At 52.5% G+C, this 13,149-nt stretch carries 13 protein-coding genes and 1 pseudogene; 7 read left to right on the plus strand and 7 right to left on the minus strand.

Going from position 1 to position 13,149, the window contains the following annotated elements:
* Positions 1-5: 5 nt before the first annotated feature.
* Genes mdcA through dctP form a run of 4 tightly spaced genes read right to left on the minus strand, consistent with a single transcriptional unit; the run spans position 6 to position 4,595 of the window.
* Positions 6-1,670, minus strand: coding sequence for a malonate decarboxylase subunit alpha (gene mdcA / locus ACO0LM_RS21770; RefSeq protein ID WP_423039873.1), 1,665 nt, complete (start codon positions 1,668-1,670; stop codon positions 6-8).
* Complete coding sequence (locus tag ACO0LM_RS21775) at positions 1,670-3,019, minus strand: TRAP transporter large permease (RefSeq protein WP_423039875.1); 1,350 nt, start codon at positions 3,017-3,019, stop codon at positions 1,670-1,672. Before ACO0LM_RS21775 ends, mdcA begins: the two co-directional genes overlap by 1 nt.
* Positions 3,016-3,570 carry a TRAP transporter small permease gene (locus ACO0LM_RS21780; RefSeq protein WP_423039877.1) on the minus strand — a complete coding sequence of 185 codons (555 nt, stop codon included), beginning with the start codon at positions 3,568-3,570 and terminating at the stop codon, positions 3,016-3,018. The genes ACO0LM_RS21775 and ACO0LM_RS21780 overlap by 4 nt, the downstream gene beginning before the upstream one ends.
* Complete coding sequence (gene dctP / locus ACO0LM_RS21785) at positions 3,567-4,595, minus strand: TRAP transporter substrate-binding protein DctP (RefSeq protein WP_423039879.1); 1,029 nt, start codon at positions 4,593-4,595, stop codon at positions 3,567-3,569. The genes ACO0LM_RS21780 and dctP overlap by 4 nt, the downstream gene beginning before the upstream one ends.
* Before the next feature lie 195 nt (positions 4,596-4,790).
* On the opposite strand from dctP, the gene ACO0LM_RS21790 reads away from it, so the two are divergent.
* Positions 4,791-5,480 carry a GntR family transcriptional regulator gene (locus ACO0LM_RS21790; protein ID WP_423039881.1) on the plus strand — a complete coding sequence of 230 codons (690 nt, stop codon included), beginning with the start codon at positions 4,791-4,793 and terminating at the stop codon, positions 5,478-5,480.
* A gap of 50 nt (positions 5,481-5,530) precedes the next feature.
* Here ACO0LM_RS21790 and ACO0LM_RS21795 read toward each other — a convergent pair whose 3' ends face one another.
* Positions 5,531-6,820 carry an HD-GYP domain-containing protein gene (locus ACO0LM_RS21795; protein WP_423039883.1) on the minus strand — a complete coding sequence of 430 codons (1,290 nt, stop codon included), beginning with the start codon at positions 6,818-6,820 and terminating at the stop codon, positions 5,531-5,533.
* Between the two features lie 437 nt (positions 6,821-7,257).
* Here ACO0LM_RS21795 and ACO0LM_RS21800 point away from each other — a divergent pair, with 437 nt between their 5' ends.
* Both ACO0LM_RS21800 and ACO0LM_RS21805 read left to right on the plus strand, forming a co-directional pair.
* Positions 7,258-7,968 carry a queuosine precursor transporter gene (locus tag ACO0LM_RS21800; protein WP_423039885.1) on the plus strand — a complete coding sequence of 237 codons (711 nt, stop codon included), beginning with the start codon at positions 7,258-7,260 and terminating at the stop codon, positions 7,966-7,968.
* A gap of 129 nt (positions 7,969-8,097) precedes the next feature.
* Positions 8,098-8,403, plus strand: coding sequence for a hypothetical protein (locus tag ACO0LM_RS21805; protein ID WP_423039887.1), 306 nt, complete (start codon positions 8,098-8,100; stop codon positions 8,401-8,403).
* 21 nt (positions 8,404-8,424) lie between these two features.
* Here the strand turns inward: ACO0LM_RS21805 and ACO0LM_RS21810 are convergent.
* Positions 8,425-8,514: pseudogene (locus ACO0LM_RS21810) on the minus strand (DUF2892 domain-containing protein); the annotation flags it as partial.
* Positions 8,515-8,749: 235 nt separating this feature from the next.
* Here ACO0LM_RS21810 and ACO0LM_RS21815 point away from each other — a divergent pair.
* On the plus strand, positions 8,750-9,091 hold the full coding sequence (locus ACO0LM_RS21815; protein WP_422987822.1) for an ArsR/SmtB family transcription factor: 342 nt from the start codon (positions 8,750-8,752) through the stop codon (positions 9,089-9,091).
* A gap of 6 nt (positions 9,092-9,097) precedes the next feature.
* Here the strand turns inward: ACO0LM_RS21815 and ACO0LM_RS21820 are convergent, their stop codons facing one another.
* Positions 9,098-9,910 (minus strand): sulfite exporter TauE/SafE family protein, encoded by an 813-nt coding sequence (locus ACO0LM_RS21820; protein ID WP_423039889.1) that lies wholly within the window; start codon positions 9,908-9,910, stop codon positions 9,098-9,100.
* A gap of 143 nt (positions 9,911-10,053) precedes the next feature.
* Here ACO0LM_RS21820 and ACO0LM_RS21825 point away from each other — a divergent pair, with 143 nt between their 5' ends.
* From ACO0LM_RS21825 to ACO0LM_RS21835, 3 genes are all read left to right on the plus strand, one after another.
* Positions 10,054-10,914 (plus strand): MBL fold metallo-hydrolase, encoded by an 861-nt coding sequence (locus ACO0LM_RS21825; RefSeq protein WP_423039891.1) that lies wholly within the window; start codon positions 10,054-10,056, stop codon positions 10,912-10,914.
* A 147-nt stretch (positions 10,915-11,061) separates the two neighbouring features.
* Positions 11,062-12,000 (plus strand): DUF4214 domain-containing protein, encoded by a 939-nt coding sequence (locus ACO0LM_RS21830; protein ID WP_423039893.1) that lies wholly within the window; start codon positions 11,062-11,064, stop codon positions 11,998-12,000.
* Positions 12,001-12,023: 23 nt separating this feature from the next.
* Entirely contained in the window at positions 12,024-13,136 is a 1,113-nt protein-coding gene (locus ACO0LM_RS21835; RefSeq protein ID WP_423039895.1) for a 6-phosphofructokinase, read from the plus strand.
* The last annotated feature ends 13 nt before the right edge of the window (positions 13,137-13,149 follow it).

Raw genomic sequence — 13,149 nt, forward strand, 5'->3', positions numbered from 1 at the left:
GATCCTTACCAGTTCCTGAAGCGTTTTGGCGGTTGATATAAACCTGCCGATGCACGTACCAGGTCTTTCATATTCTTCGCAGCCAGCAAATCACGTGTGGCCATGCGCTTGTCTATGCCCAGGTCTTCCGGCCGCTTGATGATGCCGCGGTCACGCAGGTTTTCTACCATGCGCTGGTCTCTTGCCAGACCCACTGGTGTATAACCTGCGACACCGCGTATGGCTTGTTCGCGTTCTTCTTCGCTGCGGCACAACAGCAGGTTGGCAATACCTTCTTCGGTCAGGATATGGGTGACATCATCACCATAAATCATCACTGGCGGTATGGCCATATTGGCCTGTTCTGCCAACTGCCAGGCATCAAGTTTTTCTACGAATGCAGGCTGCATATGTTCACGGAAAGTCTCTACCATTTGCACCACCAGCTTTTGCCCTCGCGGTATCTGATTGCTGCCAGCACGTGCTTCGCGCCCTGCCTTCAGCCAGGCCGGGCTGGCATGGCGACGGCCACGCGCATCGGCACCCATATTCGGCGCGCCACCAAAACCGGCGATACGTCCCAGGGTTGCCGTTGATGAATTACCCTGCAGATCAATTTGCAAGGTGGAACCGATAAACATATCGCAGGCATAATGCCCGGCTGCCTGTGACAGCGCACGGTTGCTGCGCATGGAACCATCGGCACCGACAAAAAAGACATCGGGGCGGGCACGGATATAATCTTCCATACCCAGTTCCGAACCAAAGGAATGTACCGATTCAACAAAACCTGCCTCTATCGCAGGGATCAGTGCCGGGTGTGGGTTCAGCGCCCAGTGGCTGGCGATCTTGCCTTTCAAACCCAGCGACGCTGCATAGGTAGGCAATAACAATTCTATGGCGGCAGTATCAAAACCTATGCCATGGTTAAGGCGTTTCACTTCATATTCGGCATAAATGCCTTTGATTGCCATCATCGCCATCAAGACCTGTATCTCGGATATCAAAGCCGGGTCACGGGTGAACAGCGGTTCTATGTAATGCGGTGTCGGTGCCTGCACCACAAAATCCACCCAACTGGCGGGGATATCAACACGCGGCAAGACATCCACAATTTCATTGACCTGGGCAATCACGATGCCGGACTTGAAAGCCGTAGCTTCAACGATCGTCGGTGTGTCTTCGGTATTCGGGCCGGTATATAAATTACCTGCGCGGTCAGCCGACTGTGCAGCCACCAGGGCCACGCGTGGTGTCAGGTCGACGAAATAGCGCGCATACAATTCCAGATACGTATGGATGGCACCGATATTCAGCCTGCCGGCGGAAGCCAGTTTGGCCAGGCGTGCCGCCTGCGGGCCGGAGAAAGAAAAATCCAGCTTGCTGGCAACGCCTTTGTCAAACACATCCAGGTGTTCAGGCAGAGCCAGCACGGATAGCAGCATATGCAAATCGTGGACACGTGCCGGATCCAGCCTGGTCAGTGCCTTGGCCAGAAAATCTGCCTGCTTTTGGTTATTACCTTCCAGGCAAACCCGGTCGCCTGCTTCCAGTACCGCATGCAGGCAGTCGCCTATGCGCTGCTGCGGAAATAGCTTGCCCTGCAAATCATTGCCCAACACGTCGGCAGCGCGTTGCAGGCGCTGCTGGCGGTTGGTTTGCAGGGTGTTCCAGCGACCGGCTGCGGTCATTATTTGACTCCCATCAAGGCATCAGGAAACGCGGTCGCGATGTGCGGGAAAACGCACAACAGGATCACGGCCACCAGCATTAACAACAGAAAAGGCATGACACCCCATACGATATCCTTCAAGGGTATGTCAGGCGCAATATTCTTGATGACAAAAATATTCAAGCCCACGGGTGGATGTATCAGGCCCATCTCCATGACGATGGTCATGACCACGCCAAACCAGATCAGGTCAAACCCGGCCACTTTCAATGGCGGCAAGATAATCGGGCACATCATCAGGATAATCGATACCGGCGGCAGGAAGAAACCAAACACCACCACCATCAACAGTATCACCGCCAGCAACATCCATTTACTCAGATGCAAATCCACCACCCATTGTGCTGCCGACTGGCTGATGTGCAGATAGCTCATGACATAGGAGTACAGCAGCGACATGCCTATGATGAACAGCAGCATCGTCGATTCCTTGATGGTCGAGGTGATGAAGGGTGAAATATCTTTTGGTCGCCACACGCCATATACGATGGCAATCAGCACCATCGCCAGCAAAGCGCCCAGGCCAGCAGTTTCAGAAGGTGTGGCATAGCCACCATACAAAGCCACCATGACACCGATCAGCAGGATGACGAAGGGCAGCACACGCGGCAACATTTCAACTTTTTGCGCGAGTGTAAAATGTTCTTCTTCCAGATAAGCAGATTTGACACCACCCTGCTGGTACGCCTGATAGGCGACTGCATATTCACGACGCGCCCGATACACCGCATAGCCAGAGAATAAAACCACCAGCAAGACGCCAGGGCCTATGCCGGCCAGGAACAAACGACCCAGCGACTGTTCAGCAGCGACGGCATACAGGATCATGGTGATTGATGGTGGCAGCAAGATACCCAAGGTACCGCCAGCAGCAATGATGCCTGCCGCAAAGCCGGGCGAATAACCACGCCTGCGCATTTCAGGTATGCCGGCAGAGCCGATAGCTGAACATGTCGCTGGTGAAGAACCGGCCATTGCCGCAAACATGGCACAGGCAAAGACATTCGCAATACCCAGACCACCCGGCACCTTGTGCAGCCAGGCATGGATGGCAGAATACAAGTCACGCCCGGCCGGTGATTTGCCTATGGCCGCGCCTTTTAAAATGAAGAGCGGGATCGACAGCAAGGTGATCGATGCCATTTCTTCATACACGTTCTGGGTAATGGTATCGAGTGATGCAGCAGGCATGAAAAAATACATGAAGCCAGTGGCCACCACACCCAGGGCAAAGGCGATGGGCATGCCGGAAAACATCACGATCAGGGTCACGATGCCATATAAGACACCTAAGGTCAGTGGGCTCATGCCGCCCTCCGTTTGGCGGTGATGGCAGCCAGCACCTGTACCACGATTTGCAGTGACAGCAGCGTCATGCCGGCAGCCATCATGGCATAGGGTATCCACAGCGGGGGTGCAAATGTTGATGAGGTGGTTTGTCCATCTACCCACGCTTCATGGAACAGGGTCCAGGATTTCCAGGAAAAGAACAGGCAAAAAGCACCACTGATAATATCCACCATCAACAGGCGCAAGCGGTTGATGGACGGTGGCAAGATCGATGACAATACCTCTATGCCTATATGTCCGCGATGCGACTGGACATAAGCTGCAGAAAAGAACGTCACGCCTATCAGCATGAAGACCGAAGCCTCGTCCTGCCAATCCGTCGGAACCTTGAACAGATAGCGTGTGACCACAGAATAAGTGAGGATGAAAGCAGTCAACAGCATGGCAAACATGGATATGCTGACGATGACTTTATTCAGCCATGCCAGTATTTTTGCCAGCACGGCGACCTGGGCATTGTCAGGGACTGGAGGCCCCTTGGGTGCTTCCATCTCAAAGCCATGGCTCATAATAATTTCTCCGCCAGTTTCAGCAATTTGGCGCAGTTTTCATTTTTGTCTGCATAATCTTTCCAGGCTGTGGTGCGGGCGATAGCCTGCCATTTTTTGACGGTGGCGGCATTCAGGTCAACCACCTTGGCACCTTTCTTTTCATACACGGTGGCCACGGCAACGTCGTCCTGCTTGGCGGCCTTAATGGCGAAAGCCTCCAACTCGGCACCCACAGTCATGATGGTGTTTTGCTGATCTTTGCTCAGCTTGTCAAAAATCGTTTTTGACATCATCAGCGGCTCAAACATATACCAGTAGCTCTGACCACGCCCACTGGTCAGGAATTTGGAAACTTCTTCCAGGCGGAAAGAGATCAGCGAAGTCGACGAAGTCATGGCGGCTTCCATCGCCCCCGTCTGCATGGCGGCATAAATTTCATTGGAAGGCAGCGATACCACGGCAGCACCGGCGGCTTTCAATACCAGATCCACTTCGCGTGAACCACCACGTATCTTCATGCCCTTGACGTCATCCGGTTCCACCACCGCCTTGGTGCGTGATGCCACGCCGCCGGCTTGCCAGATCCAGCTGACAACAACGATGCCCTTGTCCAGCAAGAGTTTATTCAGTTCCCTGCCGATTTCAGCATTTTTCCAGGCTGCGCCGACTTCATAAGAAGGCACCAGCCCCGGCATGAGGCCGATATTCACTTCCGGTACTTCACCACCGGCATACGACAAAGGTACCAAAGATAAGTCCAGCGCCCCTTTGCGCATGGAAGAAAACTGCGCATTGGTTTTCATCAGTGAAGAACCGGGATAGATTTCAAACTTCAGGCTGCCATTGCTGCGCTTTTGCACTTCCGCAGCAAACATGCGGCACAGACGATCACGAAAATCGCCCTCTTCCAGCGTACCACCAGGAAATTGATGGGAAATTTTCAGCGTCGTGGCTTGTGCCCACGCGGTCAGAGGCGACCATGCTGCAGCCAATGGGGTAAGACTCAGAGCTTGTAAGACTGTTCTTCTCTTCAGTTGCGACATGATTACTCCTAAGGTTTTGTGGATGAAACATCTCGTTTGGGCAAGTTTCTCTCTTGCCCTGTGTCTTGCATATTTTGCCAGAAATTCTTCCGTGTATGCTTTTTTAATCTTCTTGTATACAAGATCTTATATTTTGCATTCAAAGTCAACTTGAATATATACTAGCTACACGATTTATATTGATGTACCAAAAAAATGAAAAACCGCTCCGCCAGTCTGCGAGAAGAAATAGAAGAACTGATAGCAACAGGGCAACTCCAGCCCGGCCATCATCTCGACGAAACCGAACTGGCGGAACGCTTTGGCGTGTCCCGCACACCGATACGCGAAGCCCTGATACAACTGGCTTCCATGGGCATTATAGAAATGCGCCCACGGCGTGGTGCCCAGGTGGCGACCATCAGCCCACAGCAACTGGTGGAAATGTTTGAAGTCATGGCAGAATTTGAAGCCATGTGTGGCCGCATGGCGGCACGCCGCATGTCTAAACAGGAACAGACAGATTTAAAAACTGCGCATGAAGCCTGCAAGGATGCGCGTGATGCCGAAGACCCGGACGAATATTTTTACAAGAATGAAATCTTTCACTACCTGATTTATCAGGGTAGCCACAATGATTTCCTGGCGATGCAAGCCATGAACCTGCACCGGCGCCTGCGCCCTTACCGTCGCCTGCAATTGCGCGTACGTGACCGCATTGCCAATTCCTATAACGAACACGACCAGGTGGTGCAAGCCATCCTGCAGGGCGAAGCTGAATTGACTGCGAATTTACTGCGCGGTCATATCATGATACAGGGCCAGCGCTTTGCCGATTTGATCGCCTCCCTGCCGCGGCAATCAGTCAATATGACCGCCGGCAAACACCTCGCAACAAGCTCTTAATCACACTACCTGACTTACGGTGTGTAGTGCCGGTGAACTGTTACAGTCCACTAAGGCCGATGCTGGTTGTCTGCCTTTTGTGTATCAAAGAAATACGTCATGCGCTTGCGTGGACTCAGGTAATCATAGACCTCTGGCGACAACTGGCCGGGTTTGAGGCTGGAACTGATGTCTAGCGTCGGCTCATGTATCAAGTCAAGGATGATGGCCTCGGACTTGGGGACGCTGGGATCATAAATCAGGACACTGGGACGTAGTGGCTTACCGGAATTAACTCCTATCACCATACCCAAAGTGCCATCATTGAGCTTGACTATGGTGCCCGGAGGATACACACCCATGCAGCGAATGAAGATGTTCAGCGCCGGTGCATCGAACTGTTTGCGCAACTGGGCAAACATATACGACATGGCTTCATACGGGCTGAGTGAATCTGCGGGATTGGGCCGGTTGCACAAGTTATCATAGGTATTGACGATGGCGACAATACGCGCCAGGTGAGAAATGCCGTTCCCTTTAAATTGCTGCGGATAGCCACTGCCATCCACGTGCTCATGATGTTGCATGATGATGTCAGCCACGCCTTTGGATAAACCAATTTTTTCGGCAATCTGCTGGCCGTAATGGCAATGCATCTGCAAAAGATTCTGTTCTGCCTTGGTCAGGCCAAAGGTTTTATGGACTATGCGATCAGGTATTTCTACCTTCCCAATGTCATGGAACAGACATGCCATCCCCATCAGTTTGATGTCTTCAGGCGAAAACGCCAGCTCCTTCGCCAGCATCATGGTCAACACGCCGACGTTCAGTGAGTGGTAATACGTTTCTTCCCCAACGATCTTGTCATTCATGAGGTGAATGGCAATGTCTTTATCCAGCAGCAATGAATCCAGCATTTGCTGGATCATCTGGTCTGCCTCCCGTACAGATTCTTGCGGGCGGGAAAACAGGTTTTTGGTAATATTCTTTAGCGTCGTGGCGGCTTTCAGCAACTCTTTTTCGCACTGTGCAACCGCACGTCTCTGTTCCACCAGCCGGTCTATGCGAGCTTTCTTTTCTTGTATCATGGCCAATTCTTCAGGGCTCTGCTGCAGCACAGGTGGCGCAACTGAAGCAGCCTGCTTTGGCTGAGGTGGCAGGGGCCGGTTATCCGACTTTGCCGGATTGACCCTGACCGTGACCAGGCCCAACTGCCTGATGGCATCAATTTCTTCCTGGGTCTTGATCTTGAAACTATTCAAGGCAAACGAATGCTCCAGCCATGACACGTCCAGATGTACATATAATCCTATGCACAATTGCTCAACAGGAACATCAACGGTAATCGGGGTTGCGCACATGGGAATTCTTGTAAAGCTAAAGTGAGAACATTTTAACAAATGCTGGTTTCAAAACTTATTTCATTTTCAATACATGCAGATTCCAGGTTGACAAGCCGGTTCAGGCTACAGGATTATGCTGTACAGCAATCTGCCAAATCAGGGCCCCACAGGACACCTACATTTATAGGACTTACGCAAAATTGTCCCAGCAAGGCTATCGCTTTAGGAAACCTCCCTGGCAGGGGAGGTTCGTTACGTCGGCAGGCAACATGTTGCCTGAAACCCCGACTGCACCGCAGCGACGAAGACAGTACGAATAGTACGGCGAGGAGTGCAACGCAGCTGGGGCGGTTTTGCGTAAGTCCTGATTTATAGATTGGGGCGAACGTGAACTTATCTATAGCTTGCCGCACTATCTTTAATCAAAAATTTTTGCCTCTTTCAGGACAGCACTTATGACACGCCCACTTGCCAGTTATAAATACTACGATTTCGTGATGGCGGCTTTCGTCACCGTCCTGCTGTGCTCCAATCTGATCGGCGCCGCCAAGGCTGCCCAGGTCACGCTGCCCATTCTGGGCACGGTCACTTTTGGTGCCGGCGTATTGTTTTTCCCTATATCCTATATTTTTGGCGACATCCTGACTGAAGTGTATGGCTACGGACGTGACCGGCGTGTGATCTGGGCGGGGTTTGGGGCACTGTTGTTTGCTGCCGTCATGTCTATCGTCGTGCTGTCACTGACACCGGCAGCAGATCCCTTCAATACCGAATACCAGACTCACCTGAATGCCGTGTTTGGCAATACACCCAGGATTATCCTCGGCTCCATCACTGCATTCTGGTGTGGCAGTTTTGTGAACAGTTATGTGCTGGCCAAGATGAAGCTGGCCATGCAGGGCAGGCAACTATGGATGCGTACCATAGGCTCCACCATATGCGGTGAATTTGTAGATTCCAGCCTGTTTTATGTGATTGCCTTTTATGGCATCTGGTCAGACAGCCAGTTGATCACGGTCATGGTGGCGCAATACATTTTGAAAACCGGCTGGGAAGTCGTGATGACACCGGTGACCTACAAGGTCGTGGCCTTCTTGAAACGCATAGAAAATGAAGACTATTACGATAAGGATACCGATTTCACACCCTTCAGGTTGAAGGTGTAAAAGACCACAAAAATTTCACTGTGGAAAAATTGGTTTAATCGCAATTAAACCAATTTACCAGCATTTTCTAAAGTTTTACGCAATTTTACCGTTCTAAGTGTGAAGCGTATATTCACAAGCACTTAGGCCATGTTTCCTTTAAAAGTATTTCGTTTGTTTGAGCAGGCAGCAGAAACGCCGCAAAACACCACACAGCAACGTCGTCAATCAGCCGCAACTACGCAGGCGGGTAGCACTACGACTGAAGAATCTACCTGGCCAGAATTCGATCGCCGTCAGAACGATGGCAGACGCCGTGCCGACCGCCGCGAAAAACAGCATGCCATCTTGCTGAATACCCGTAAATTGCAAGGCAGGCGCAAAGACCCGGGACGACGCCTGGAAGACAAACTGACAGCACCGAATTCCCGCATACATTTTTCCATCAAGGGTTAGGATGCCTTGGTGCGAGGCGTTTCAATTGTCAGCGCGTACGCCCAGCTTGCGCAATATACTTTCCATCAGGCACCACTTGGTGATGCCACTCTGCAATAAATTACCTCCGACGTATGAAACAACCTGCAATAATACGAACGATTTGCCCGCTAGTCATGATGTAGCTTCTTGTTGGAAATCAGGGTGGTTTTTATAAGCTGCTGTAATACAGCAGCAGTATCACTACGCGAGTCAGCAAGGTGGATATAATTCCTATTTGCACAATTACGCAATTAGTAAATTGAGCATGTGCAATCCAGACTAGTCGAGGTATGATAGAAACATTCACACTACAGCATTGATTGATATGGACGGATTATCGGATCAGGCATTGATACAGATTGCCCATTATTTTTCAGCCCTGGCTGAACCGACCCGTTTGCGCATCCTGAATTGCCTGCGCGAGAAAGAACACAATGTCGGCGAACTGGCTGAGCGTTGCGCCTGCTCGCAGGCAAATGTGTCCCGCCATTTGTCTACGCTGGCCAAGCATGGCCTGGTGGCACGCGAGGGACGTGGCACTTCGGTGTATTACCACATTGCAGACCAGTCCATCTATGCGCTGTGCGACCTGGTGTGTGACAACGTGGCACGCCAGTTTGAAGCCCAGGCCGCCTTGCTGAATGGCAGCCGCACTGGAACCGGCTGATTCGAACTACTTCAAAGCACGGTAAAACAGGCTGACTGCCACACATACCAGCAAGCCGACGAAAATAAGCTGCACCTGACGTGCAGGCAAGCGAACCGCAATTTGTCGCGCCGCCAGCATGCCGCCCACCGTGGTGATCACGAAAAAAGCCGACAAAGCCAAAGGTAAGCTGACCCCGCTCAGCAAGGCAGAAGCCACGCCCATGCCACCTACCAGGCTAACCACCAGCAGCGATGTCGCTATCGCCACATGTATGCTGGCATTGGTGTAATGCCTGAGCATGGGGACGATGACGAAACCGCCACCGACGCCGAGCAAACCTGTCATGAAACCGGAGACAGCGCCAATCAAGGCGATCACGGCCCCCGTCTTGAAAGACCATTCAAAGCGCCCGGTACTGCTATTGATACGCGCCAGGGCAGAACGTGGACCATCCGCATCGTCTGGCGACCGCAGTTGCACCGCCAGGCGCGCTACTACGGCACACAGGATCAGGGCAAAGGCCAGCATCAGCCATTGCTGGGACAGCCTATGCGCAAGCTGTACACCCAGCAAGGTCGGAAGACTGCCGGCCACCGCCATCAGGATGGCGGCGCGATAACGCACCAGCTTGCGGTACAAGCCCTCGATGGCACCGATGGCAGCCGCCGTGCTGACTGCCAGCAAGGCAAGCGGCATGGCTTGCTGCATGCTCCAGCCCTGGGTATACACCAGGGCCGGCACCGCCAGAATACCGCCGCCGGCCCCGGTCAAGCCCATGATCAGCCCCACCACGGCACCAATCAGGACAACGATGAAATCAGTCAGCGTCAGCAGCATACAAGCTCGCAATGGAAAAACGCTAGTGTATTCCTTGCCGTCCTGCTCGTCGAGTCTACATCTCTGAAAAGGGCTGCAAAAACGATATCAAATCCACCAACAATTTTGCTATCATCAGAACATCACGCAAAACCGGGCTCGCCATGAAACCGCACATCCAAAGTTTCTTCGATACGCAAACCTGCACGGCGACCCATGTCGTGTTTGATGAAGCCGGCGGCCATGCTGCCGTGATTGATCCGGTGCTGAATTACGAGCCCAAATCGGGCCGCACCAAAACCCAGTCTGCCGATCAGGTACTGGAATTTCTTCAGGCTCAGCGCTTGCAACTGCAATGGATACTGGAAACCCATGCCCATGCCGACCACCTGTCTGCGGCGCAATACATCAAGCAACAAGCTGGCGGCCGCATCGCCATTGGCCAGCACATCAGTCAGGTGCAACAGGTATTCAAATCCCTGTTCAATCTGGACCCGGTATTCGCCGTGGACGGTTCACAATTCGATCACCTGTTTATCGACAATGAAGAATTTTTCATCGGCAAACTGACTGCGCGTGCATTGCTGGTGCCCGGCCACACACCGGCAGACATGGCTTACCATATCGTGGACAGTATCTTTGTCGGCGATACCCTGTTCATGCCGGACGTGGGTACGGCACGCTGCGATTTCCCCGGTGGCGATGCCACCCAGTTATACCATTCCATACGCAAATTGCTGGCCTATGCACCCGAGACGAGGCTGTTTCTGTGTCACGACTATCCACCTGCCGGGCGCAGTACCTGCACCCAGACTACCGTGGCCCAACAGAAGGCAGAAAACGTGCACGTCCGCGACGGTGTCACGGAAGCTGAATTCGTTGCCCTGCGCGACAAGCGAGACAGCGGCCTGGAAATGCCCTACCTCTTGCTGCCGGCGATACAGGTAAATATTCGCGCCGGCGTTTTTCCTGCACCTGAAGACAATGGCATCAGCTATCTGAAAATCCCCCTGAACAGTCTTTGAACAAGGCCAGTGAACTCTCTGACGCAAGGCGCTTCAAAGCGAGTGGAACGTCTGCATGCAAAGTTACAAAATGTTATTATTTTGCACAATTAATTTTTGCACAAAATCTGTACAGTAGCTTTAATAATTACAACTTGAAGGAAAATAATGGCAACAATACGTGTCAATGGTCAGGGTTTGTTTTTCAGCGCTCCCGCGGCTACCACTATCAGCTATTCGCAAAAATCGGCATCGGGCACCTACGTCAGCGGCACCCTGCAATACGAATGGACCGGCTCTAACCTGAGCTACACCAGTGGCATTTATACGCCAACTGGCGGCACCGTTACTTCCTTTACTGTAAAAGATGGACTGGGTGTCGAGCAGTTCAGCATCAGTGGAGTCTCGTATCAAATTCAAGCCAACGATAACTTTAGTCAACTGACAGATATTTTCGTCAAGATGGTAGCCGGGAGTGACAACTGGACTGGCACGGCAGGAAATGAATTGTTCGTCATGGGCGAAGGTAATGACACTTTTGATGGTGGCGCCGGCCTGGACACGGTTCAGATACAGAATTTGTCGAGCTATTTCTCTATCAACCAGGTAAAGAATGGCTTCACTACCACTTTTAATGTCCCGGGAAATCGGCTGAATGGTCAGGTGGATTCTTTTACCAATGTCGAAAGGCTGCAATTTAACGACAAGATAGTGGCACTGGATCTGGATGGAAATGCCGGTCAGGCCTATCGTTTGTATCAGGCGGCCTTCAATCGCACACCTGATAAAGCAGGGCTGGGATACTGGATAGGCCAACTGGACAAGGGGGCAGAAAACCTGAACCATGTCGCCGCCGGTTTTGTGAATTCTGCCGAATTCAAACAAATGTATGGCGCGAATATTTCAGACAATACGTTTCTGACGGCGCTATACAACAATGTCTTGCATCGCAATCCCGACCAGGCAGGTTTCGATTACTGGAATGGTCGCGTTGCAGCCGGAATGACTCGTTCGGATATTTTGGCCAGCTTTAGCGAAAGCACGGAAAACATCGCCCAGGTCATAGGGCAGATTTCCCACGGTATAGAATATATTCCCTTCGGTTAAATCCTCATCCTGTCAGGGCTGCCATGTCCACACCTATCAAACGTATCGCCATCAGCACCGGCGGTGGTGATGCTCCCGGCCTGAATGCCGTCATACGTTCGGTAGTGCTGGCAGCGGAACAACGCGGCTGGGAATGCTTTGGCATACGCGAAGGCTTCAATGGCATCCTGCTGCCAGAGCGTTATCCACACAATGGTGTGCTACGTCTGACGGTGGATCAGGTGCGTGGCATCGGTCATCTGGGCGGCACGATACTGGGCACCACCAATCACGGTAACCCTTTAAAGTTTGCCACCAGCATGCCGGACGGCAGCGTGCAGGAAATTGACCGCAGTGCCGACATCCATCATTACCTGAAACAGATGGATATCGACGCCCTCATCTGCATAGGTGGTGATGGCACCCTGACCATTGCCAATGCCCTGCATCTGCAGGGCTTACGTGTGGTGGGTGTGCCCAAGACCATAGATAATGACCTGGACAAGACCTTTACCACGTTTGGTTTTGACACGGCAGTGTCATTTGCCACCGAATGTGTGGACAGGCTGCACAGCACGGCAGAAAGCCATCAGCGCATCATGGTGGTGGAAGTAATGGGACGCTATGCCGGCTGGATTGCCTTGCATTCCGGCATTGCGGCCAATGCCCACGCCATCGTCATACCGGAAATTCCCTACGATGCAGAAAAAATCGCCGCCATGATACGCAACCGCGATACCAATGGCCGTCATTATTCCATCGTGCTGGCAGCAGAAGGCGCTACCCCAGTCGGTGGCCAGCACGAGGTGCAGGAAAGCGCCGGTAGTGGTCACCTTGAAAGGCTGGGTGGCATAGGCGAAAAGCTGGCGCAAGACTTGCAGCGACTGACCGGCAAGGAAGCCCGCACCGTGGTACTGGGTCATCTGCTGCGCGGTGGCAGCCCGACGGCCTTTGACCGTCTGTCTGCGATGCGCTTTGGTGCAGCAGCCGTGCGCGCCCTGGATGAAGGCCATTCCGGCATCATGGTGGCGCTGGCTTTTCCGAATGTGAATTATGTCGCGCTGGAGGAAGTGGCAGGACGCATGAAGGCCGTACCCATGGACAATGACACCCTGCAAACCGCCCGTGACATCGGCATCTGTCTTGGTGATCATTGAACTTTCCAGGACT

It is taken from the genome of Undibacterium sp. Di26W (assembly GCF_049340265.1).
Taxonomy (GTDB): domain Bacteria; phylum Pseudomonadota; class Gammaproteobacteria; order Burkholderiales; family Burkholderiaceae_D; genus Undibacterium.

Excerpts from the sequence above, each read along its gene's own strand:
- mdcA (WP_423039873.1), bottom strand. The coding sequence starts at position 1,670 with ATGACCGCAGCCGGTCGCTGGAACACCCTGCAAACCAACCGCCAGCAG.
- ACO0LM_RS21775 (WP_423039875.1), bottom strand. The coding sequence starts at position 3,019 with ATGAGCCCACTGACCTTAGGTGTCTTATATGGCATCGTGACCCTGATC.
- ACO0LM_RS21780 (WP_423039877.1), bottom strand. The coding sequence starts at position 3,570 with ATGAGCCATGGCTTTGAGATGGAAGCACCCAAGGGGCCTCCAGTCCCT.
- dctP (WP_423039879.1), bottom strand. The coding sequence starts at position 4,595 with ATGTCGCAACTGAAGAGAAGAACAGTCTTACAAGCTCTGAGTCTTACC.
- ACO0LM_RS21790 (WP_423039881.1), top strand. The coding sequence starts at position 4,791 with ATGAAAAACCGCTCCGCCAGTCTGCGAGAAGAAATAGAAGAACTGATA.
- ACO0LM_RS21795 (WP_423039883.1), bottom strand. The coding sequence starts at position 6,820 with ATGTGCGCAACCCCGATTACCGTTGATGTTCCTGTTGAGCAATTGTGC.
- ACO0LM_RS21800 (WP_423039885.1), top strand. The coding sequence starts at position 7,258 with ATGACACGCCCACTTGCCAGTTATAAATACTACGATTTCGTGATGGCG.
- ACO0LM_RS21805 (WP_423039887.1), top strand. The coding sequence starts at position 8,098 with ATGTTTCCTTTAAAAGTATTTCGTTTGTTTGAGCAGGCAGCAGAAACG.
- ACO0LM_RS21815 (WP_422987822.1), top strand. The coding sequence starts at position 8,750 with ATGGACGGATTATCGGATCAGGCATTGATACAGATTGCCCATTATTTT.
- ACO0LM_RS21820 (WP_423039889.1), bottom strand. The coding sequence starts at position 9,910 with ATGCTGCTGACGCTGACTGATTTCATCGTTGTCCTGATTGGTGCCGTG.
- ACO0LM_RS21825 (WP_423039891.1), top strand. The coding sequence starts at position 10,054 with ATGAAACCGCACATCCAAAGTTTCTTCGATACGCAAACCTGCACGGCG.
- ACO0LM_RS21830 (WP_423039893.1), top strand. The coding sequence starts at position 11,062 with ATGGCAACAATACGTGTCAATGGTCAGGGTTTGTTTTTCAGCGCTCCC.
- ACO0LM_RS21835 (WP_423039895.1), top strand. The coding sequence starts at position 12,024 with ATGTCCACACCTATCAAACGTATCGCCATCAGCACCGGCGGTGGTGAT.